Source organism: Streptomyces sp. NPDC001750 (assembly GCF_042892615.1).
Classification (GTDB): Bacteria; Actinomycetota; Actinomycetes; order Streptomycetales; family Streptomycetaceae; genus Streptomyces.
In genome coordinates this window covers 107,408-129,101 of sequence record NZ_JBIAUE010000010.1, presented here as the reverse complement: position 1 = coordinate 129,101, position 21,694 = coordinate 107,408, and the positions used below count along the sequence as shown (strand labels likewise).

The 21,694-nt window shown below is 70.8% G+C and carries 20 protein-coding genes and 1 tRNA gene; 8 read left to right on the top strand and 13 right to left on the bottom strand.

Going from position 1 to position 21,694, the window contains the following annotated elements:
• The first annotated feature begins 424 nt into the window (after positions 1-424).
• Positions 425-634: a hypothetical protein gene (locus tag ACFYY6_RS17920; RefSeq protein WP_351517096.1), complete on the top strand. Its 210-nt coding sequence runs from the start codon at positions 425-427 to the stop codon at positions 632-634.
• A 126-nt stretch (positions 635-760) separates the two neighbouring features.
• Here ACFYY6_RS17920 and ACFYY6_RS17915 read toward each other — a convergent pair whose 3' ends face one another.
• The 9 genes from ACFYY6_RS17915 to ACFYY6_RS17875 all read right to left on the bottom strand — a co-directional run bounded on the left by ACFYY6_RS17915 (position 761) and on the right by ACFYY6_RS17875 (position 7,341).
• Positions 761-1,624 carry a hypothetical protein gene (locus tag ACFYY6_RS17915; protein ID WP_389194022.1) on the bottom strand — a complete coding sequence of 288 codons (864 nt, stop codon included), beginning with the start codon at positions 1,622-1,624 and terminating at the stop codon, positions 761-763.
• Between the two features lie 69 nt (positions 1,625-1,693).
• Positions 1,694-2,554: an RNA polymerase sigma factor SigF gene (locus ACFYY6_RS17910; RefSeq protein ID WP_351517094.1), complete on the bottom strand. Its 861-nt coding sequence runs from the start codon at positions 2,552-2,554 to the stop codon at positions 1,694-1,696.
• A gap of 235 nt (positions 2,555-2,789) precedes the next feature.
• Positions 2,790-3,803 (bottom strand): RNA polymerase sigma factor SigF, encoded by a 1,014-nt coding sequence (locus ACFYY6_RS17905; RefSeq protein ID WP_388651181.1) that lies wholly within the window; start codon positions 3,801-3,803, stop codon positions 2,790-2,792.
• A 196-nt stretch (positions 3,804-3,999) separates the two neighbouring features.
• A complete protein-coding gene (locus ACFYY6_RS17900) occupies positions 4,000-4,293 on the bottom strand; it encodes a Dabb family protein (protein WP_073786552.1) in 294 nt (97 codons plus the stop codon).
• A 339-nt stretch (positions 4,294-4,632) separates the two neighbouring features.
• Positions 4,633-4,797, bottom strand: a complete 165-nt coding sequence (locus tag ACFYY6_RS17895; RefSeq protein WP_360106020.1) for a hypothetical protein — start codon at positions 4,795-4,797, stop codon at positions 4,633-4,635.
• An 874-nt stretch (positions 4,798-5,671) separates the two neighbouring features.
• Positions 5,672-5,759: transfer RNA gene (locus ACFYY6_RS17890), tRNA-Ser, on the bottom strand.
• Positions 5,760-5,804: 45 nt separating this feature from the next.
• On the bottom strand, positions 5,805-6,326 hold the full coding sequence (gene tadA, locus ACFYY6_RS17885) for a tRNA adenosine(34) deaminase TadA (RefSeq protein WP_386609621.1): 522 nt from the start codon (positions 6,324-6,326) through the stop codon (positions 5,805-5,807).
• Between the two features lie 9 nt (positions 6,327-6,335).
• Positions 6,336-6,896: a hypothetical protein gene (locus ACFYY6_RS17880; protein WP_351517191.1), complete on the bottom strand. Its 561-nt coding sequence runs from the start codon at positions 6,894-6,896 to the stop codon at positions 6,336-6,338.
• A gap of 187 nt (positions 6,897-7,083) precedes the next feature.
• Complete coding sequence (locus ACFYY6_RS17875; protein ID WP_386609620.1) at positions 7,084-7,341, bottom strand: hypothetical protein; 258 nt, start codon at positions 7,339-7,341, stop codon at positions 7,084-7,086.
• A 511-nt stretch (positions 7,342-7,852) separates the two neighbouring features.
• On the opposite strand from ACFYY6_RS17875, the gene upp reads away from it, so the two are divergent.
• A complete protein-coding gene (upp, locus tag ACFYY6_RS17870) occupies positions 7,853-8,488 on the top strand; it encodes a uracil phosphoribosyltransferase (protein WP_073786568.1) in 636 nt (211 codons plus the stop codon).
• A 358-nt stretch (positions 8,489-8,846) separates the two neighbouring features.
• Here the strand turns inward: upp and ACFYY6_RS17865 are convergent, their stop codons facing one another.
• From ACFYY6_RS17865 to ACFYY6_RS17855, 3 genes are all read right to left on the bottom strand, one after another.
• Positions 8,847-9,440 carry a LytR C-terminal domain-containing protein gene (locus ACFYY6_RS17865; RefSeq protein WP_351626273.1) on the bottom strand — a complete coding sequence of 198 codons (594 nt, stop codon included), beginning with the start codon at positions 9,438-9,440 and terminating at the stop codon, positions 8,847-8,849.
• 402 nt (positions 9,441-9,842) lie between these two features.
• Positions 9,843-10,139, bottom strand: coding sequence for a type II toxin-antitoxin system VapB family antitoxin (locus tag ACFYY6_RS17860; protein WP_072488263.1), 297 nt, complete (start codon positions 10,137-10,139; stop codon positions 9,843-9,845).
• Positions 10,140-10,488: 349 nt separating this feature from the next.
• Entirely contained in the window at positions 10,489-11,115 is a 627-nt protein-coding gene (locus tag ACFYY6_RS17855; RefSeq protein WP_351517898.1) for an HhH-GPD-type base excision DNA repair protein, read from the bottom strand.
• A gap of 317 nt (positions 11,116-11,432) precedes the next feature.
• Between ACFYY6_RS17855 and ACFYY6_RS17850 the strand changes: the two genes are divergently transcribed.
• A complete protein-coding gene (locus tag ACFYY6_RS17850) occupies positions 11,433-12,332 on the top strand; it encodes a DUF4157 domain-containing protein (RefSeq protein ID WP_386609353.1) in 900 nt (299 codons plus the stop codon).
• Between the two features lie 81 nt (positions 12,333-12,413).
• On the opposite strand, the gene ACFYY6_RS17845 is transcribed toward ACFYY6_RS17850, so the two are convergent.
• On the bottom strand, positions 12,414-13,769 hold the full coding sequence (locus tag ACFYY6_RS17845; RefSeq protein ID WP_389194018.1) for a hypothetical protein: 1,356 nt from the start codon (positions 13,767-13,769) through the stop codon (positions 12,414-12,416).
• Between the two features lie 369 nt (positions 13,770-14,138).
• On the opposite strand from ACFYY6_RS17845, the gene ACFYY6_RS17840 reads away from it, so the two are divergent.
• From ACFYY6_RS17840 to ACFYY6_RS17820, 5 genes are all read left to right on the top strand, one after another.
• Positions 14,139-14,765: a response regulator transcription factor gene (locus ACFYY6_RS17840; RefSeq protein ID WP_351626088.1), complete on the top strand. Its 627-nt coding sequence runs from the start codon at positions 14,139-14,141 to the stop codon at positions 14,763-14,765.
• Between the two features lie 500 nt (positions 14,766-15,265).
• Positions 15,266-17,260 carry a VWA domain-containing protein gene (locus tag ACFYY6_RS17835; protein ID WP_389194015.1) on the top strand — a complete coding sequence of 665 codons (1,995 nt, stop codon included), beginning with the start codon at positions 15,266-15,268 and terminating at the stop codon, positions 17,258-17,260.
• A 292-nt stretch (positions 17,261-17,552) separates the two neighbouring features.
• On the top strand, positions 17,553-18,506 hold the full coding sequence (locus tag ACFYY6_RS17830) for a DUF4255 domain-containing protein (protein WP_389194012.1): 954 nt from the start codon (positions 17,553-17,555) through the stop codon (positions 18,504-18,506).
• Positions 18,503-20,602: an ATP-binding protein gene (locus ACFYY6_RS17825; RefSeq protein ID WP_389194009.1), complete on the top strand. Its 2,100-nt coding sequence runs from the start codon at positions 18,503-18,505 to the stop codon at positions 20,600-20,602. The genes ACFYY6_RS17830 and ACFYY6_RS17825 overlap by 4 nt, the downstream gene beginning before the upstream one ends.
• 155 nt (positions 20,603-20,757) lie before the next feature.
• Positions 20,758-21,624 carry an alpha/beta fold hydrolase gene (locus ACFYY6_RS17820; protein ID WP_388651192.1) on the top strand — a complete coding sequence of 289 codons (867 nt, stop codon included), beginning with the start codon at positions 20,758-20,760 and terminating at the stop codon, positions 21,622-21,624.
• Positions 21,625-21,694 lie beyond the last annotated feature (70 nt).

The window sequence follows — 21,694 nt, the reverse complement described above, 5'->3', positions numbered from 1 at the left end:
CTCTCCGTCGGGGGTGTGCCCGTCTTCCATCGATGTCGCGAATGCTCTCCGCCGATGCGCAAACCGCGAACATGCCGAGCCGGGGCCCCGCCCGTCCTGCTCCGGGCCGCGCCCGTCCTGCGCGGGCTGTGCCCGTTCCGCGCCCGGCCCACGCTCGTCCTGTTCCCGTTCTGCCGTTCTGTGTCTGCGGGCAGTGCCTGTTCCGAGCCCGGGTCGTGACCGTTCTGGGTCGGGCCGCGACCGTCTTCCGTCTTCCGTGGTGGCCGGCCCTGGCGGATGTCCGTTCCGGGGCGGGTTGTGCGGTGTGTTCCGTGGTGACGGCGGGACGCCCGGCGCTCCGTCCGGTACGACACCGCCGACCGTCAGCTCGCTTCGGTGCCCCGGGGGTTGGGCCGTAACGGCGAGTTCGCTAGGGTCCTTCCCCATGGCACACAACCCCCACGCCCCCCAGGGCCCCGAGGGCAACCACGACCCGGCCGGCAGCACCCAGATGTTCCGCGCCTTCGTCGACGAGGGCGAGCCGCAGCGCCGACAGCAGGCTGCCCCCCCGTCCGGACCGAAGACCGGGATGATCGTCACCGTCGTCGCGGTGGTCGTCGTCCTCGCGGCGGTCGCCTGGCTCGCGCTCGGCTGACCGGCTCGACGGTTCCCTCGTACCTCGTACCTCCGGCTCCCACCCCTTCACCCGGCACGGCTCCGGTACGGCGGGGGCGTTCGTTCCGGTGCGCGGCGGTGACGCCGCCCCGGCACGGCGGTGGCGTCACTTCAGCACGGCGGTGACGTCGCGGGTCTCCACATGCATTCCCAGCGGCACCCGCCAGGCGTCCACGCAGACGGTGTACGTCCTCGTCCGCGCCGCTCCCGCGTCGATCGGCGCCGGAAGCGGCGCGGACGACTCGACGGTCGCCCAGTCGACGCCCAGGCCGCCGATGATGTGTGTGGCGAAGGTGACGGTTCCCGCGCGGGCCGGTGATCCCCCGGTGTTGCGGAATTCCACGGTCACCTTCTCGCACCAGCGCTCCTCGGCGGCCGCCCGCTCGGGGGCGCCGACCACCAGCACGGCCGGGCCGGCCGGTGCCGAGGGGCCGGGGTTCGTTGGCACCGACGGGTCCGTGGACCCACCGCCCGTGCCGCCGCCGGATCCGCCCGTACCGTCACCGGGGTCGTCCGGGCCGTTCGACCCACCAGAACCGCCCGTACCACCGGGCCCACCCGGGCCGTCCGAACCGTCCGGACGGGAGGCATCGCCCGGCGTCCTGCCGCCTGCGACCCCCGTCCTCCCGGCACTTCCGGACCCTTCGGCTTCCCCGGGGCCTCGCGAGTCGCCCCCGTCCTTCCATGAACTCCCGTTCCCTGACTCGTGCCCGCCGCCGGATCCGCCCGGCGAGGCCCCGTCGGCGCCACCGGCCCCGTCCAGCGGCACCAGCGTCACCTTCCCCGACGGCGCCACCGCCCCGGACGGTGTCCGCTCGCCCCCGGGCCCCGCCGCGCCCACCGTCACGTAACCGTCGGCCGTCGCACCGCCACCGCAGGCGGCCAGCGCACCGCCCAGACACAGCACGGCCGCCGAGGCGGCGATCACGGTGCCCCGGCGGCCGGTCGAGTGGAGCATCTGACGTCGCATCGCGCCAGTGTGGCTGACGGTCCGTCAAATCGGAACCCCTGTGCCGCGCGGTGCGGCGGTCCATGGCGGTCAGTCGGCGATGAGCCCTTCCCTGAGCTGGGCGAGCGTACGGGTCAGCAGGCGCGAGACGTGCATCTGCGAGATGCCGACCTCCTCGCCGATCTGCGACTGGGTCATGTTGGCGAAGAACCGCAGCATGATGATCTGCCGTTCGCGCGGAGGGAGTTTGGCCAGCAGCGGCTTGAGCGATTCGCGGTACTCGACGCCCTCCAGCGCCGAGTCCTCGTATCCGAGCCGGTCCGCGAGGGAGCCCTCGCCGCCGTCGTCCTCGGGCGAGGGCGAGTCCAGCGAGGACGCGGTGTACGCGTTGCCGACGGCCAGGCCGTCGACCACGTCCTCCTCCGAGACCCCGAGCGCCTTGGCCAGCTCCGGCACGGTCGGCGAGCGGTCCAGCTTCTGGGCGAGTTCGTCGCTGGCCTTGGTCAGCGCGAGCCGCAGCTCCTGGAGGCGGCGCGGCACCCGCACCGACCACGAGGTGTCGCGGAAGAACCGCTTGATCTCGCCGACGACGGTCGGCATCGCGAACGTCGGGAATTCCACCCCCCGTTCGCAGTCGAACCGGTCGATCGCCTTGATCAGCCCGATCGTGCCGACCTGGACGATGTCCTCCATCGGCTCGTTGCGACTGCGGAACCGCGCGGCGGCGTACCGCACCAGCGGGAGGTTGAGCTCGATCAGCGTGTCCCGGACGTAGGCGCGCTCCGGACTGTCCGTTCCGTCGGGACCGGGAGCCAGGGCGGCGAGCCGCAGGAACAGGGAACGGGAGAGCGTGCGGGTGTCGATGGCTTCCGGCGAGCTGGCGGGCGCAACAGGTGCGGGTGCGCCCTTAGTGAGCGTGAGCACCTTCGAGCTGCCCTGTTCTTCGGACATGCCACCCCCTTGAGGTCGCGGACGGTCGCGTCGAGCCGCGACCATCGGAGGAACGCAGCTCCCACCTGAATACCGGAGGCGAGGCCGCGGCAAACGCGGTTTCCGCAGAATGTCACATGTCGGCAACGCGCTGTAGCGACATGTCGATAAGTCTTCGTGGCGTCTGCCCAGTTAGCGGGGGTGCTCGGCAAGTCGAGCCGTGCGAGCCGGACTTCGGGTGCTCTACCCGATCCGGTTAGGCATCGATCCTGTTTGCGGATCGGAGACGGGCGAAGCTACGGGCCAGAAGCCTTGACACATGCATCTGGGAGACACCCAGCTCGGCGCTGATCTGTGACTGCGTCAGGTTGTTGTAGTAGCGCAGCAGCAGGATGCGCTGCTCGCGCTCGGGCAGCTGCACGAGCAGATGGCGGACCAGATCGCGGTGCTCGACCCCCGCGAGGGCCGGGTCCTCATACCCGAGCCGGTCCAGCAGGCCGGGCAGTCCGTCCCCCTCCTGGGCGGCCTCCAGGGAGGTCGCGTGGTAGGAGCGGCCCGCCTCGATGCAGGCCAGTACCTCGTCCTCGGAGATCCTCAGTCGTTCGGCGATCTCCGCGGTGGTCGGCGACCTGCCGTGAGCGGTCGTCAGGTCCTCGGTGGCGCCGGTGACCTGCACCCACAGCTCGTGCAGCCGACGGGGGACGTGGACGGTGCGCACGTTGTCGCGGAAGTATCGTTTGATCTCGCCGACGACGGTCGGCATCGCGAAGGTCGGGAACTGCACCCCGCGCTCGGGGTCGAACCGGTCGATGGCGTTGATCAGCCCGATCGTGCCGACCTGGACGACGTCCTCCATCGGCTCGTTGCGGCTGCGGAAGCGCGCCGCCGCGTACCGGACCAGGGGGAGGTTGGCCTCGATCAGTGCCGCCCGCACCCGGCTGTGTTCCGGAGTACCCGGTTCCAGCTCCTTGAGCTGTCCGAAGAGCACCTGGGTGAGCGCCCTGGTGTCCGCGCCCCTGCTCCTGGCGGGCGCCGTCGCCGAACCGTCGGGTTCCCCGTCCGGCCGCATGGCCCCGACGGCCGCCTGCGCCGCGCCCTGCGCGGACTGGCCGCTCGGGGGGCTCGGGGCGCTGCGGGCGTTCGGGGTGCCCTGGGCGGTCCCGGTGGCGGCTTGGGAGGGCCGTCCGCTCTGGGCGCCCCGTCCGGTCTGGATGGCCTGGCCGGTCTGGACGGTCTGGGGAGGCACTTGAGGCGCTGTACTGGCCGGCACGGTGGGGCCACCCCTTTGCGGTCAACTGCGGTCAACTCATCCGTCAAAAGCGGTCATAGCATCACAAGACATGCCCACTGTGTGCAAGCACCGTATAGCGTCGTGTTGGGTTCAACTTGGTTTAAACACTGAAAAGGCCCCTCGCCGCAGTAGCGAGGGGCCCGGGTGATCGTATGGATCGGCTGGAGCGGACGGATCAGAACGGGTAGTCGGCGATCACCCACGTGGCGAACTCCCGCCACTGACCGGCGGCGGCCTGATGGGCCGGATGCTCGATGTAACGCTTCAGGGCGGCCTCGTCGGCGACGGCGGAGTTGATGGCGAAGTCGTACGCGATCGGCCGGTCGGTGATGTTCCAGGCGCACTCCCAGAACTCCAGCTCCGGAACCTGCCCGTCCAGGTCCTGGAACGCCTTCGCCCCGGCGACGACCCGTGGGTCGTCCCGCTCGACGCCGTCGTTCAGCTTGAACAGGACCAGATGGCGGATCATGGCGTGGTACTCCTAAGGGCTGTCCCGTAATCCCTGGCGGGCGCCCGACGGCGGCCGCGGCGCCTCGCCGCGTTGTCGGAACGACCGCAGACGTCCAGTATGCGGGCGCCCCTTCGTCTTGCGATGCACCACATCCGACGCCGTGCGCCGATCCGCCACAGATTACGCGGCGGCCCTTACGACCTCGCCCACGATTGTCAGCGGCGTCGCGGTGTCTGGGACCTCCGCCTCCGGCGTTGTCGTCAGTCACCGACGCTCCGCGTCGACTCGCTCCTCCGCCTTGGCTTCGAAGGCCCCAGACGCCGCTCCTTCCCCAACTGCCAATCGTGGGCGAGGTCGTTAGTTCACGAGCTCGGACATGAAGTCGCCGACGCCTTGCGCGGCACTCGAAACGCCCTCGAACCCTATCTGCACAAGATCCGCCGCCCGGGCCGGGGATGTGATGATCGTGTACAGCACGAAGACGACTATCACGAAGAGAGCTATCTTCTTCGCTTGCACCATCAGCCCCTGCCTCCCCTTCGATCCCCTGTGCAGTCGGGCGATTGTATCCGCACGAATGGTCGCATCCGTCTGAATCCCTGCCTCGCCCCACACGGCCTTCAGCCAGCCTTCAGCGGGCCTTCAGCGGGTCCTCGACCAGCCCTCGACCGGCCTTCGAGCGATCTTCGGGCAGCCTTTCAGGGACCAAGGACCCGTCGATCGAGGCCCTTCGTCGGCCCGCGGAACCGCTCCCACGGCGCAGGATGGGTGTTGTAGCCCCCGGGGAACAGTCAGGAACCCGAGGGGCGAGGAACAGGCCCCACTGTGGGGTCCGCGCCGCGCGTTTCCCCCAGACCGCGGCGCGGACCTGAGGGGCCGTTCTCACCGGGGGAAGCGGCTTGTCCCCCCGATGCCGCTTCCCCCGACCCGCGTCGATACGGGGTCATCGCCCCGCGAGCGGCGACCACAGGGGCGATGTGCGCGCAGGAACTGCCGACCTCCCGGCACGCGCGTATCCAGGCGGTCCGGTCCGCACCGGACCGCCTATCGCCCGCCGAACCTTCTTCGCCTGGACGCCTTGCTCTAGCCGCCCGGCCCATTTCCTTGGTTCCTGACGGTGCCCAGGACGAGGGATCGTAGAGGAACAGCTCGGAGGAACTGGCGGCACTGTTCGCGGACCACCCCCGCGTGCGCGGGGACCACAGTTCCTGACCTGCTGGTTTATGTGAGGCAGAGCCTGTTTTTACCCACTTCTTGAGATTCGGACATATCGCCTCGTCTTGGTGGTGTGGTGTCAACGTATGCGCGGTCAGGGGTCGCCGCTTACCCGGTGGTGCTGTCTCGGCAACGCGAACGCCCTCCCGTTCTGTGTTTCCACAGGCCGGGAGGGCGTCGATGGCGGTAGCGGAGGGATTTGAACCCTCGGTGAGTTTCCCCACACTCGCTTTCGAGGCGAGCTCCTTCGGCCGCTCGGACACGCTACCGAGAGAGAGCTTAGACCATGCCGGGCCGCGGAAAGAAATCGGTTCTCAGGGGGTGCGGAAGAAGGCCGTCAGTCGCTCCGCGCACTCCGGCTCCAGGACGCCCTGGATGACCTCCGGGCGGTGGTTGAGGCGGCGGTCGCGGACGACGTCCCAGAGGGAACCGGCGGCGCCCGCCTTCTCGTCGCGCGCCCCGTAGACGACCCGGTCCACGCGGGACTGCACCAGTGCGCCCGCGCACATCGTGCACGGCTCCAGGGTGACCACCAGGGTGCAGCCGGACAGGCGCCACTCGCCGAGCGCGGCGGCCGCGCGGCGGAGGGCGAGGATCTCGGCGTGGGCGGTCGGGTCGCCCGTCGCCTCGCGTTCGTTGTGGCCGACGGCCAGCAGCGCGCCGTCGGGGCCGAGGACGACGGCGCCGACCGGCACGTCGCCGGCCGCCGCCGCCAGCTCGGCCTCGGCCAGGGCGTGGCGCATGTGCGCACGCCATGGGTCTCGTACGGGATCGTGCGGTGCTTCCACCGGGTGGTGCGGTTCCGGCGGGTCCTGCGGGCGGGGTGGTTCGGTCACCCGCGGACCCTAGCGGACGGTCTCCAGGACCTCGGCCGCGCCCAGCGCGTCCGCGATCTCGCCCAGCGCGTCCGTGCGCAGCATCAGCAGTTCGGCCTCGGGGAGACCGAGGTCGGCCAGGATGGCGGTGTCCCCGAGCGGCCCCGCCGGTACGGCGTCGGCATCGAGTGCGTCGTCATCGTCGTTGTCGTCGTGGTCGTTGTCGGGGGTGGTGTCCGGTTCGCCGTCCTCCGTACCGTCGAGGCCGACGAGTTCTTCGAGGGCGGCAATGGTGTCGTCGGCCCCGGGTTCGCGGCCGAGCAGTTCGTCGGTGAGCAGGATCTCTCCGTACGAGGACCGGGCGGCGGCGGTGGCGTCCGAGACGAAGATACGGGGGTCGTCCTCACCGTCCACCCGGATGACGCCGAACCAGGCGTCCTCCTGTTCGATGAAGACGAGCACCGTGTCCTCGTCCGCCGAGGCCTCACGGGCCAGATCCGTCAGGTCGGACAGGGTCTCCACATCGTCGAGTTCCGTATCGCTCGCTTCCCACCCGTCTTCGGTGCGCGCGAGCAGTGCGGCGAAATACACCGTGACTCTCCCACTGGTCATAGGGGTGTCGGTCCGGCGGGAGGGCAGTCGGTGGCCCGGCTGTCCTGCGCCCCGCCCATCGGAATCGTGGCAGAAACAAGTGCTTCGCGAGAGGAGTTCGGCCGTTGCGTCGGCCATCAGTTCTCCAGGACGGGGCCAGCAGGGGGACGCGGGACCGCCGTACGACCTACCAGCGGAAGGTCCGCATCCTCATGGCCTGGCGCATCCGGGCGGCTCGGGCCCGGCGCGGCTGGACCCGGTCGCGGAGGGCCTTGGCCTCATGGAGCTCGCGAAGGAACTGGGCGCGTCGCCTGCGACGGGCGGACTCGGCCTCCTCGGGATCCGGCGAGGCTGCGGTATCCGAGGGGTCTGGGAGGTCAGAGGTGCTCTTGCGACCCAAGGGGGGCGTGGGTTCCGCTGGGTCTACACGGCCCGCCGGGTCCATGGGGGCTATTGATCCTGCTGGGGTCCCTGGTGTCCCTGGGGTCCCTGGGGTCCCTGGGGTCTCTGGGGTCGCTGGCGGCACCGAGTCCGAAAGGGCTGAAGGGGTCTCTGGGGCCGAAGGGGGCTGAGGTTCTTGTGACCTGCGTGGTGGTTCTTGTGACCTCTGCGACCTCTGTGCTCCCGGCCTCTGTGATCCCGACCTCTCCGAGTTCTCCGATCCCGAACTCCGTGAGCCCGATGTCTGTGATCGCCGCGACCCCCGTGGCTTCTGCGGTGCCTGTGCGGCCCCGGCGCTCCGGCGGGAAGACGCGCCCGGCGCGTTCGGTACGTTCGGCGCATTCGGTGTGCGCTGTGTGTCCGGGCGGCCCGGATTCGGCTGGTCCCGTTTGCGCTGTTCCGCGTCCGGCATCGGCTCATCACCCCAAGGCTGGGTCCGTGTGCAACCACCTTCCCCCCGAACGTGTGGTTGATGCCAGCGCAGGCGTGCTGCGGGCCCGGTTACTGTTGAGCCCATGCGGATCCACGTCGTCGACCATCCACTGGTCGCGCACAAGCTCACCACCCTGCGCGACAAGCGCACCGATTCCCCGACCTTCCGGCGCCTCGCCGACGAGCTGGTCACCCTGCTCGCCTACGAGGCCACCCGGGACGTGCGCACCGAGCAGGTCGACATCGAGACCCCGGTCACGCGGACGACCGGCGTGAAGCTGTCGCACCCGCGCCCGCTGGTCGTGCCGATCCTGCGGGCCGGCCTCGGCATGCTCGACGGCATGGTGCGCCTGCTGCCGACCGCCGAGGTGGGCTTCCTGGGCATGATCCGCAACGAGGAGACGCTCCAGGCGTCCACGTACGCGACGCGCATGCCGGAGGACCTCTCGGGCCGGCAGGTGTACGTGCTCGACCCGATGCTGGCAACGGGCGGCACGCTCGTCGCGGCCATCAAGGAACTGATCAAGCGCGGGGCGGACGACGTCACCGCGGTCGTGCTGCTCGCTGCGCCGGAGGGCGTCGAGGTGATGGAGCGCGAGCTGGCCGGTACGCCGGTGAGGGTCGTCACGGCCTCGGTCGACGAGCAGCTCAACGAGAACGGTTACATCGTCCCGGGCCTCGGCGACGCGGGCGACCGGATGTACGGCACGGTCGACTAGTGCCGCGGCAGGCAACGTTTGCCCGTCAAGGAGCGCGTCCGGTACGTGCTCTCGGTGTGCCGGCCGGAAGCCCTCGTACTGGATGTACTTGGGATTTCGGCCGGTGCGGCGAGAGGGCGTGCCGGGCGTCGCGACGGGGCGAACGTTGCCTGATGCGGCACTAGGACCGACCGCAGCGGTCGTCCCGACCGGGTTCGGTCCCGGTTCCACGGCACGCTGTCCCGGGGCCCGAGGCAGGGACCCGGTTTCCGGACTCCGGCTCCCGCGCACGGCCCCGGACTCGGGCCGAAGGGCGCGGGACAGCGGGGGCGCCGGTGCGGGGCGCCGGGTTCCGGCGCTCCGGGCGGCCCGACCGCCGTCAGCAGGAAGGCGCGGGGGACGGCTTCGCCAGGGCGGCGAGTGCCGCGGCGGCCGAGTTGGGCGTGTTGAACGCCGTGAACTTCGTACCGAGAATCAGATCGACGTCCGCGGTCCTGCGGGCGTCGGTCTTCGGAACGGCCCCGTTCAACTGGGTGCCGAGCACCTGGAGCGGGCCGTTCGTCGCCGACGGGGCACCCAGCAGCACTCCCGGTCCCGCGACCTTCTTGTCGTACTCCGGCGAGGCGTTTCCCACCTTGCCGATGGCGAACCCACGCTTCTTCAGCTCGTCGGCCGCCTGTTTGGCGAGGCCGCTGCGTGGTGTCGCGTTGTAGACGTTGACCGTGATCTTCGCGGGCGCGGGCAGCGCCTTCGCGGGTGCGGACGGCGCGGCCGACGGGCAGTCCTTCTTGTGGTCGGCGGCGTCGGCGGTCTTGCTGCCGCCCGTGAAGACGTCGATGAGCTGCATCGTGCCCCATCCGGCCAGCCCGAGGGCGACCACGGAGGCGGTGGCAGCGAGGATCAATTTGCCGCGACGCCGGGGGCGGCGCATACGCGGGTACTTGTCGCCCGTGATGCGGTACTTTCCGCCCATGCCGGGGGGAGTGAGCATGCTCATGGGCGCAGCGTAATGCGGCCTGATGGTGATGCCTACTAAATGATCAACCGATCGCATCCGTCCGTGTGCGAATGCACCCGAACGAGCGCGGACATGCGTCCGAACGCATTCGGAGGGTGTGGGTGCGTTCCCGCGCATGGTCGGTATGTACCCGGCAGCGGTCGACGGGCCGGGTGGGACCGCGGTGCGATGCCGCCGTGACATGACGCCACTGCGGAGCGGTGTCATTGCGATGTCGCGTCACGTCACATCATGGCGCCACGAGGGTCGCGCGGGCGTGGGGCTGTCGCGGGCGAACTCGCCGAGCGGGTCCGCGGAGCCCGTGACGGACCGGCCCGCGGGGCTCGCGTCCGTGGGCGAGGGGCGTGCGCCTCGTTCTCAGCCGAGTTCGAGCACCCGGGCGTGCAGCACCTGGCGCTGTTGCAGCGCGGCCCGGACTGCGCGGTGCAGTCCGTCCTCCAGATAGAGGTCGCCCTGCCACTTCACGACGTGCGCGAACAGGTCGCCGTAGAACGTCGAGTCCTCGGCGAGGAGGGTTTCGAGGTCCAGGTTGCCCTTGGTGGTCACCAACTGATCGAGGCGGACCGGGCGCGGCGCGACGTCCGCCCACTGCCGGGTGCTTTCCCGGCCGTGGTCGGGATATGGCCGCCCATTTCCGATGCGCTTGAAGATCACACGGAAAGCCTACCGGGCAAGAGCCTCCGGGCGCAGCCACGGGGCCGGACTGCGACGCTTACGAAGGCATCACAAATGCGGGCATTCCGGAATTGCGGCTGCGATGGACGACAGCGACAGTACGGGCCAGGACCCGGGTTCGGGAGCCCGAGGCGGTCGGGACGCGGGTGTTGGCCCGGGAACGGGTGGTGGAGCGGGCGCGGACTTGACGCCGGGGACGGACGGGACGTCGGAACAGGGCGGGACGCCATGCGAACTGAGTGGGCGTTCGGTCTGAATGTCCATTACGAAGGGCCTGCTTCTCGGCGGATGCTTCCCGGCCGGCTCTCCGGGGCTGTTTCTCGGGGAGTCACTTCTCGGCCGCGCGTTTCGCGGCCCTGGCCGCCTGTTTCGCCTGCTGCTTGAACGCCCGGACCTCGGCGAGGGATTCGGGGCCGGTGATGTCGGCGACCGACCGGCGCGAACCCGTCTCGCCGTACGGCCCGGCCGCCTCCCGCCAGCCCGTCGGCCGGACCCCGAACCGCTTGCCGAGCAGCGCCAGGAAGATCTGGGCCTTCTGGGTGCCGAAACCCGGCAGCGCGTTCAGCCGTTTCAGCAGCTCCGTCCCGGTGGTGGCATCGCTCCACACCGCGCTCGCGTCGCCCTCGTACTCGTCCACCAGGTACTGGCACAACTGTTGGACCCGCTTGGCCATGGAACCCGGGTAGCGGTGCAGGGCCGGCTTGACGGTGAAGAGTTCGACGAACGCCTCCGGGGCGTACGCGGCGATCTCATGGGCGTCCAGGTCGTCACCGCCCATCCGCACGGCCAGGGTGTACGGACCGGTGAAGGCCCATTCCATCGGCACCTGCTGGTCCAGCAGCATGCCGACCAGGATGGCGAGCGGACTGCGCGCGAGAAGACCGTCGGCCTCGGGGTCCTGGGCGATCCGCACCGTGACGGTCCCGGCGGCCCGGTCCTTCTTGCTCTTGGTCATACCTCCGATCATCCCGACGGCGGCCTGCCCCGGCCACTCCACCGACCGCCGATGCGGCCGTTCGGCACGGATTCGCGTACTGCGGCACTGTTGGCCGGGGAGGTACGAACGTCATGGCTGCCCGAAGGGGCAGGGGCGGGTGCCCTTCATCGGCGGGGCCCGGTCTGGACGAGGCGATGACACGTCGTGAAGGTGGAGAGGTGGGGCCATCACGACGTGCCCGCGGCCCGGGTGCGGCGCAGCCGAGACGCGGTCCGGCCGAGACGCGGTCCAGGAGTGACGCGGCGCAGAAGAGACGCGGCGCAGGGGAGATGACGATGCACGCACAGGAATGGGACCGGGAGCACGACCCCGAGCGCGAAGGACACGCGCTCCGGCAGGACCACGACGAGGCCGCGCCCGTGGCGAGGGTGCCCGAGGGGGCGGACACGGCCGACGCCTCGCGCGTCTTCCACGCGGCGGCGACCGGACGGGCCGATGTGGTCGGGACCCGTGGCATGGGCGCGCTCCAGCGGGCGGTCGGCAACAGCGCCGTGGGGGCAGTGCTTCAGCGCCAGGTACTCCAGCGGCAGGAGTCCCGGGGCGAGGAGCTTCAGCGCCGGGAGGAGACAGAACGTTCCCCCGTGCACGACGTGATCTCGTCCGGCGGCGGGCAGCCCCTGGACACCGACACCCGCACGGACATGGAACGGCGCATGGGCGCGGACTTCTCCGACGTACGCGTTCACACCGACTCCGCCGCCCACGAGTCGGCGAAGGGTGTGGGGGCCCACGCGTACACCGTCGGCAGCGACGTGGTGTTCCAGCGGGACGCGTATGATCCGTCCTCGCCACAGGGCCGGACCACGCTGGCCCACGAACTCACCCACGTCATCCAGCAGCGCAACGGCCCGGTGGAGGGCACGGAGGCGCCGGGAGGCATCCGGGTGAGCGATCCGTCCGACCGGTTCGAGCGAGAGGCCGTCGCGAACGCCGACCGAGTGCTGGCGGACCCGGCACCGGCTCCGGAATCGGTGCCGGTCACGGACACGGCTTCGACGCCGGCACCGGTAGCGGCACCGGCGTCGGCCTCGCAGCCCGCCGTGCAGCGGGCGGCGACGGAGGACGAGGACGAGGAACCCGCCGACGTACAGGGCTCCTTCGTCCAGCGGGCGACGGAGGAAGGGGGCGAGAAGGAAAAGGAGAAGGAGGAGGACGAGGAGGCGTCGTCCGCCTGACCGCTTCCCCGGCTTCGTGCCTGCCGTGGCGGTAGTCGTGGTCGGCCGTGGCCGCCGTAGCCGTCCTCGTCCGTCCGGGCGTCAGCCCGGGGTGTTCGTGCGCATCGTGCCGCCGAGGAACAGCGATTCCGCGCACCGGGAGGGGGTCGGCGCGTTCACCGGCTTTCCCACCTTCCGGCAGTCGACGGTCATGGTGACCTTGCCGCGCGCGGGCACCAGGATCGGTGTGACGAAGTGGTAGTCGGAGTCGCGGAAGTTCTCCAGTGCGAGCCGGAGCACGGGAGTGTCCCGGCCGGAGGAGACCACGAGCGTTCCCGCGTCGCCCTGTGGGTTCTGGACCACGATGTCCGTGAGCTGGAAGGTGTGCCCGGCGGGTACCTGGAGGGCCGTCGATGTAGTGGAGCCGCCGCCCACCGAGTCCCTGACCTGCACTTGCGCACTGGTCGGGGCCGTGGCGCCCGCGCCGTCCGACGAACCTGCGGACGTACCGTCGCCCGGTGAGGGGCTCGGCTTCGCCGCGCCTCCGCTCGCACTGCTGCTCGTACCCGCGGAGGAGCCGTCCGCGCCCGGGCCCGTTCCGGCCGAGGTGCCCTGGTCCGGCTCCTGCGTTCTGCTCTTGTCGGCCGCGGCGGCGGACCGGACCGCCTCCGGCGTGATCGCCTCCCGGGCCGCCGACTTCACCGCGGGACGCAGCAGCGCGTACCAGAGGCCGACCAGTGCGATCAGCAGCACGGCCGCGGTGATCAGCGCCCGTGGCAGCCAGCGCGGAAGAATCGGATCCTGCTGGTATGAGCCGTCCAGGACCACCGGGGCGGCCGGGTCCTGCCCCGCCGCCGCCTCCGGGGTGGCGACGACCTGGAAGGGGTGCGTGATCGGCGCACCCCGCCACATGCGCTTCGCGGGCCGGACCCGTACCTTCCCGAACTCGGCCCGGCCGGGTTCGATGCGCAGGGTGTCCGACCCGAAGGAGACCCGGGCCCGCTCGGTCCCGGGCCGTGTCTCCAGCCGTACCGTGGCCGGGGCGTTTCCCCGGTTGTCGACGGCGAGTTGGTGCCTGCCGCGCCATGCGCCGTTCGAACCGCGCGGCACCAGCTCGGCGGTCGTCTCGGTGAAGGGCAGTACCGTCACCCGCCCCTCGGGGACCACCGCCCGGCCCTGCTCGCTGGTGGGCACCACCCGGATCCCGAAGTGCGTCTCCCCGGCGAGTACGGTGGAGTCCCGCGGCGGGCGGAGCACCAGCGAGACCGTTCGGGAATCGCCCGGGTACAGGGACAGGGCCGCAGGTTCCACCGTCGACCAGGCGGCACACGCACCGACCACCTCGAAGCGGTACTCCTCGACGGTGCTGCCGGAGTTGAGGATCCGCAGAGGGACGGCTGTTTCCTCGCCCGGTGCGGCAGTGACGGACGAATCGTCGAGGCTTGCCGTGAGACTCATAGGGCGAACGGTAGGAGCGGCCTCGGACACGGGCACCGCCCGTTGAGGAACACTTCCGGGCAGATTCCGTGCCCGCGGACGGCTCTTTTGTTTCCCTGTACGCAAACAGGGGAATCGTCTGACAGCTTCAAGACGAGCGAGCCAGGCGTGCAAGCGATTCAGCACTCAGCGATTCTGCGGTTCGAGCGAGTTCAGCGATTCGAGCGATACGAGCGATACGGGCGAGTTGAGCGGTTCAAACGAGTCCAGCGAGTCCAGCGATTCCAGCGAGTTCAGCGAGTTCAGCGAGTTCAGCGAGTCATATGAAACAGCCGTGATGGTTGTGTTCGCCGCGGTGCCACCGGCTGTTGCTCAGGGGGGAGCATTGCCATGGAGCGAACCACTGTCGCGTTAAGCGCCCAGGACCCGATCTCGCAGGCGGGCGTGGCGAGTCAGTTGCGGGCCCGACCCGAGGTCAGCGTGACGGAGTGGGCGGAGGGAGACACCTCGCCCCAGATCGTGGTCGTCGTCGTGGACACGGTCGACGACGAGGTGCTCACGATGTTGCGGCACATCCAGCGCACCAGCACCGCGCGGGCCGTCCTCGTCACCACGGACATCGACGAGCAGAAGCTGGTGAGCGCGGCCGAATGCGGCGTCGCCGGTGTCGTCCGGCGGGCGGAGGCGACCCCGGAACACCTGGTGCAGGTCATCGGAACGGTGGCGCGTGGCGAGGGCCATCTCCCCTCCGACCTGCTGGGACGCCTTCTTGAGGAGGTCGGTCGCCTGCAAGGGCAGGTGCTCGGACCGCGCGGCCTGCACTTCACCGGTCTCGCGGCCCGGGAGGTGGACGTGCTGCGACTGGTCGCGGAGGGGTACGACACCGCGGACATCGCGACGAAGCTGGCCTATTCCGAGCGCACGATCAAGAACGTGCTGCATTCGGTGATGACCCGGCTGCAGTTGCGGAACCGGTCCCACGCGGTCGCGTACGCGATGCGACAAGGGCTGATCTGAGCCGTCCGGTACCGATCCCGGGGTCCGCGGGCCGGGCCCATGGGGCTGGACGCGTGGGTATGGTGCTCGGCTTTCGGGCACGGGGCTCCGCTTTCCGGTGCGGGGCTCGGCATTCGGGTGCGGGGTTGGTCTTTGGGAGCGGCCGGGCAGGTCGGCTTTCGGGTACGGGCCCGGATTCCAGGCACGAGGCAGGGTCCGGGGCCGGGTTCGGGTTTGGGGCCGGGTGCGGGTCGGGTTCCTTGGGCGGGGCCGGGGCCGGTGGCTGCCCGAAAGGGCAGCGGGGGCTTCCCGCAGATGTGGCCGGCGTACTGCTGCGGGTCGGGTGCCCGTACGGGACCGTGGCGTCCGGACGCCGATCGGCCGGACGGTGGGGGAGGGCTTTCGTGCGCTGGTTCCAGCCGCCGCGGAGGGCGATGCGGTCGCGGTCATGGCCGTGGTCGCGGACGGAGCGGTCGGCCCGGCCTCTGCCCCGGGCTTCCGCTTCGCGCAGGGCTCTGGCCGTGCTGCGCTTCCCGGCGTTGGCCCTGCTCCTCGTGGCAGCCGGCATGACGCCCGGTTCGGCCGTGACCTCGGGGGCGCCGACTGTGGCGGTGCCCGAGCCCTGGGTCACCCCTGCTGAGTTCACCGACGCGGTCGATCCCGGCGGCTCCACGGGCGTGGCCAAGCAGGTGCGTACGCCCGCGATCCCGCCGCGCCCCGATGTGATCCTGCTGGTGGACGGTACGGGGAGCATGGAGACCCCCATCGGTGATGTGCAGACGGGCCTGAAGTCCATCACGACGAAGGTCCGTGAACAGCAGCCGGACTCCCGCTTCGCAGTGGCCACCTATGGCGACGAGAAGGACGATCCGACAGCGGAGTTCGCAGTCCTCCAAGGTCTGACGACCAACCTCGACGACGTCCAGAAGCAGGGCGTCAACAGGCTGGACACCTCACGTGGCTACAGGAGCAACGGTCCGTCCGAGGACTGGATCTACGCGCTGTGGAAGGTGGCCAACGGCGCGGACGGCGGTACGGTCTTCCGCGAGGGCGCCAGCCCGGTCGTAGTCCTGGTGGGCGATGCGTCGAGCCACAACCCCAGCAACGACATCTCTTATGACGACGCGGTGTTCGCGCTCCAGGACAAGGGCGTTCGCGTCATCGCCGTCGATGTGACGACCGAGAACGGTGACGGACTCAACGGCGACGGATACAAGAGCCCCACCTACCAGGACCCGTACCACGAGCCCGACCAGGCCAAGCGGATCGCAGAGGCCACCAACGGCCGCATGCTGAGCGGAATTCCCGGGGACGGTGTCACCGACGCCATCATCGAGGGGTTCAACAACCTCCCCACCAACGTCAGCTATCGCCTGGACGACTGCGACCCGCATCTCTCCGTCAGCCTCGAACCACCCACCCAGAGGCTCACCAGCGGGGAGACCGCGCACTTCGAGGAGAACATCGATGTCTCCGCCGACGCGCCCCAGGGCTCCCGACTGAGCTGCACCGTGCAGTTCCTGATGGGGACCCAGGTACCCGGAACGGACACGATCGGCCCGGCCGCGGCGGCGGACCCGGACTTCACGGAGCAGATCAACATCGACGTGAACGACATCGACGCCCCCGTCGTCACCGTGGACGACCTGACCGTCCGGGCCAAGGAGAAGGAAGGGGCGAGGGTCACGTACAGGGCCACCGCCCAGGACGCCACCGACGGCGCGCTGCCGGTGACCTGCGACCCGCCCTCGGGCTCGCTCTTCCCGGTCGGTGTCACGACGGTGACCTGTTCGGCCACCGACTCCGCGGGCAACACGGGGACGGACACGGCGCGGATCGAGGTTCTGGAGGCCCCCGTGCCGCCCTCGGCGGATGTGGCGGTGAAGGTCGACGTCAGTCCCGACCGCACATACACCGGACGTCCCGCACGCGCCCGCTTCACCGTCACCAACGCCGGTCCGGACGCGGCGACCGGGGTGGTGCTCGGCTCGTCCTGGCCGAAGCCGGCCAAGGCGAAGGACCGCGGTCTGCCCGCTCTGTCCCGCTGCACTGCCGCCAAGCCCTGCACCATCCAGGCCGGGGGCCGCATCGAGGTGACGCAGACCGCGACGTACCGTGCGCCGGTCACCGGCGACGTACGGGCCACCGTGCGCGGCACGCTGCCCGACCGTCGGAAGACCGACAACCAGGCCACCGAACGGCTGCGCGTCCTGAAGCCCTCGCTGACCGTCACTCCGCAGGTCGCCAAACCGGGCCAGGTGGTGCTGGCGCGGGGCAAGGACTATCCGCCGGGGCAGACCGTACGTTTCACGTGGAACATCGGGATCAACGCGGAGATGTCCGCCGTGACCGTGGGCCGGGACGGCACCTTCGAGGTCCAGATCCCGGTGCTGCGCAAGGACAAGCTGGGCCCGCGCAAGCTGCGTGTGGACACCCGCGACATCGACCGGCTGCAGAAACCGGTCCTCGTGGTCCAACGGAATCTCCAACCACCGGACTTCGCGGGGCGTGCGTGAGCGCGGACGAGCGTGCGGAGGCGATCGGGTGAGTCGGGGCGAAAGCGGCTTGGGGACTCCGGATGAGCAGGGACGACGGTACGCGGGCGAGCGGCGAGTGAGCAGGGCCGACCGGTGCGGAGCCGACCGAGTAGCGGGGCTGACCTGCGCGGAGGCGACCGAATGAGCAGGGTTGACCGGCGCGGAGCCGGCCGAGTGAGCAGGGTCGACCGGTGCGGAGCCGACCGAGTAGCGGGGCTGACCTGCGCGGAGGCGACCGAATGAGCAGGGCCGACGGCACGGAGGCGATCGGGTGATCCACGAGGTCGACGACGTACTGCGGTCCCTGATCAGGGCGGAGGTGCTCGAAGGCGGCCAGATCGCGGTGGTCTTCGACGCCCCGACCCGGGAGTGGGCGGCGAAGGTCAACGCGCCCATGGTCAACCTCTACCTCTACGACATCCGCGAGGACATGCGCAGACGCGAGCGCGGGCTGCACAACGAGTACGACGAGCGCGGCACGATCATCGCGCGCCGCCGACCGCCCCGCTTCTTCAAGCTGTCGTACCTGATCACGGCATGGACGAAGCGCCCCGAGGACGAGCACCGGCTGCTCGCCTCCCTGCTGGGCTGTCTGCTCCGTTACGAGGCACTGCCCCCGGAACGGCTGGCGGGCACGCTGGCCGAGATCGGGGCCGCCGTACCGATGTCGATCGCCCTGCCGCCTCCCGAGGACCGCTCGTTCGCCGATGTGTGGAGCGCGCTGGGCGGCGAGTTGAAGCCCTCGTTGGACCTGGTGGTCAGTGTGCCGGTGACGGCGTCGCCGAGCTATGCGGCCGGTCCGCCGGTGGGCGACGAGGGGGTGCAGGCCAGGTTCGGGGACATGCCGGAAAGGGACGAGCCGCCCTCGGAACCGATGCCGGGGCGTGGCTGGCTCCCGGTGTACGGGGGCCGCCAGGGCAGGCCCGTACGACCGGTACCGGACGACGAGCGGGCCGGATCGGACTCCGACGGGACCCGGCCGGACGGTGCTCCGGGCCGGTCGGACGGTGCTCCGGGCCGGTCGGACGGGCGGCGGAACTCCGGTACAGGGCGCCGGCGTGGTCTTTCGCTCCGCATCACCGAGAACCGGGGAGCCGGTGCGGCGGGTGGTGCGGCCGGCGCGGCGGCCGACCCGGAGAACGGCGTGCAGAAGGAAGTGGTGGACGGGGCGGAGAAGGGCGCGGGGGACGCGATGGAGAAGGACGCGGAGGACGGGGCTTCATGACGACCGAGGATGACGCGAACCTGCGCCATCTCCTTGCCCGCGCGACAGCGGTGGAGCAGCGCGTCCGACGAGCGGTGGAGGCCAGGCAGGCCACCGACCCGGACCCGGACGACGCCTTCCGCGGCCTCTACCTCACGGACGACACTGTCACGCGTCTGCTGGATTCGAAGGAGGCGCGCGCCTTCCCGTCCCCCGTTCCGTACGACGAAGAGGCTCCGGCCGAGCCGACCCGGCTCACCGCCCTGGCGGACGAGTTCGGGCTGACCGCTCTCGACGTGGAGATCCTGCTCATCACCCTCGTCCCCGATGTGGACGACCGCTTCGAGGCGTTCTACGGCTACCTCAACGACGACGTCACCCGCCGCCGCCCGTCGATCGGCCTGGCCCTGGGCCTGTGCGGGCTGTCCCCCGCCGACCAGGCGGCGCGCGGTCGGCTCTCGGCCTGTGCGCCCCTCCGGGAGGGGCGCCTGCTGCTGGTCGAGGACATGGACCGCCCGTTCCTGAACCGTTCGCTCCGCGTCCCCGACCGGGTCGCCGCGCACCTCCTCGGCGACGACACCCCCGATCCCCGGCTGGTGGATCTCCTCGCCCCGTGGCACGCCGTACCGGGCGTCGGCGACCCGGCCCCACTGGCCCGGGCCTTCGCCCACGACATCGCGCTGGTCCACCTCCGTGAGGACCAGGGTGGCGCGGGCACCGCCTTCGCCGCCTCCGCCCTGACCCGGGCGGGCCGCGGGGTGCTGGGTCTCGACCTGGCGAGGCTGGCCGAGGATCCTGCTCCCGCAGAGGCGGTCCGTTCCCTGGTGCGGGAGGCCCGACTGACCGGCGCCGGGCTGGTCTGTGCCCCTCTCGACGCGGTCTCCCGCGACCATCCGGGGCTTCTCCGGCTGCTCACCGGCACGCCGGTCCCCACGGTCCTGGTGGGCCGGGCCCCTTGGGACGCGGCCTGGTCCGCCGCGCCACCGCTCCTGCTGCACGCTCCCCGTGTCGATCCCTCGACCCGGGCCGCCCTCTGGGCCGACGCGTACGACGACGCGTACGGGGCTCCTACCCCCGGCACTGTCCCGGTCCCTGCCACTGCCCCGGTGCCTGCCACTGCCCCGGCCCCCGACATGGCCGATGTCGACCGGCTGCTCTCGCCGTTTCTTCTCACTCCGGAGCAGATCACTCGCGCCGCCCGGAGTGCGGCCCAGGCCACCCACCTGGAAGGCGGCACCCTCACCCCCGACCACGTCCGTCACGGCGCCCGCGCCCAGAACGCGGCCGGCCTGGACCGGCTGGCCCGGCGCATCGAACCCTCCGTCACCTGGGACGACCTCGTTCTCCCCCCGGACACCCACGTCCAGCTCCGCGAACTCACCGCCCGCGCCCGCCATCGCGACCGGGTGCTGGGGGAGTGGGGCATGCGCCCCGGCGGCGGCAGGGGCCGGGGCGTGTCCGCCCTTTTCGCGGGTGACTCGGGCACCGGGAAGACGATGTCGGCGGAGGTGATCGCCGCCGATCTGGGGCTCGACCTGTACACCGTCGACCTGGCCACGGTGATCGACAAATACGTGGGCGAGACGGAGAAGAACCTGGAACGGATCTTCTCCGAGGCCGCGGGCGTGAACGGCGTTCTTCTCTTCGACGAGGCCGACGCGATCTTCGGCAAACGCTCGGACGTGAAGGACGCCCACGACCGCTACGCGAACGTCGAGAGCGCGTATCTGCTCCAGCGCATGGAGTCCTTCGACGGTCTGGCCATCCTCGCCACCAACCTCCGGGCCAACCTCGACGACGCCTTCACCCGCCGCCTCGACCTGGTCGTCGACTTCCCGGTCCCGGACCCCGGGCAGCGCCTCGTTCTCTGGGAACGCTGCCTGGGACCTGCACTCCCACGCGGCAGCGACCTCGATCTCGCCTTCTGTGCCGAGAGCTTCGAGCTGGCGGGCGGCAACATCCGCTCCATCGCCGTGACGGCCGCCTACCTGGCGGCGGACACGGGCGAACCCGTGACCATGCCGACGCTCATCCACGCGATCCAGCGCGAGTACCAGAAACTGGGCCGCTTGACGCTGGCATCGGAATTCGGGCCGTACCTGAAGCTGCTGGGGTGAGCGAGCGACCGCGGCGAGACGGTGTCATGAAGTGCGGTGGTGCGGTGGTGCGGTGCGGCCGTACGTGCCCTCTTGCGCACGACGACGCCTGCCGCCACCGTGGTCGGGCCGACCGGCGATCGACCGGCCGGCTCCGTACGGTGACGGGAGTCCGCGTGACCGCAACGTTTGACCTGCCCCACGAACTGCACGGCGACGGTCCGCACAAGGTGATCGCCGTGCATGGCTGGCTCGCCGACCGTTCGGCCTACGCCCCGGTGCTGCCGGACCTCGACCTCGGGTCGTTCCAGTACGCGGTGGTGGACCTGCGCGGATACGGCGGGGCCAGGGGCGTGGACGGTGCGTACACCACGGCCGAGGGAGCCGCGGACGTGCTCGCGCTGGCCGACCGGCTCGGCTGGGAACGGTTCTCGCTGATCGGCCACTCGATGGGTGGATCGGTCGCCCAGCGGGCACTGGCCGCAGCACCGCACCGGGTGCGACGGCTCGTCGGGGTCTCGCCCGTCCCCGCGTCCGGCGTACCGTTCCCGCCCGATCAGTGGGAACTCTTCTCCGGTGCGGCGCGTGCCCCGGAGAACCGTCGCGCCATCCTCGACATCACCACAGGGGGCCGCCGACCGGCAGCCTGGCTGGACCGCATGGTGCGCCGCTCGCTCGAACGCAGCGACGAGAAGGCGTTCCGGACGTGGCTGGACTCCTGGGCGCGCGAGGACTTCCACGAGCGGATCGAAGGTTCGTCCGTACCGGCCCTGGCCGTCGTCGGCGCGCTGGACCCGGCGCTGTCGGCCGAGGTGCAGCGCGCCACCTGGATGCGGTGGTACTCGCACGCCGAGCTGGTGGAACTGCCCTCCTGTGGGCACTACGCGATGGACGAGGTCCCGCTCGACCTGATCCGTGTGGTGGAGGACTTCCTGCGGGACGACGAGCGGGACGACGCGGGGTCCGGTGTGTGGGACGGTGCGCGGGTCGAGGCAGGGGGCGGCGAGCGGGCCGAGGAGCGGGACGGCGGGGCGTCGGCGTGAACGGCACCGTGCCGGAGGAGCCCGTACCGGAGGAGCCCGTACCGGATCAGGCTGTAGCGGACGGACCCGC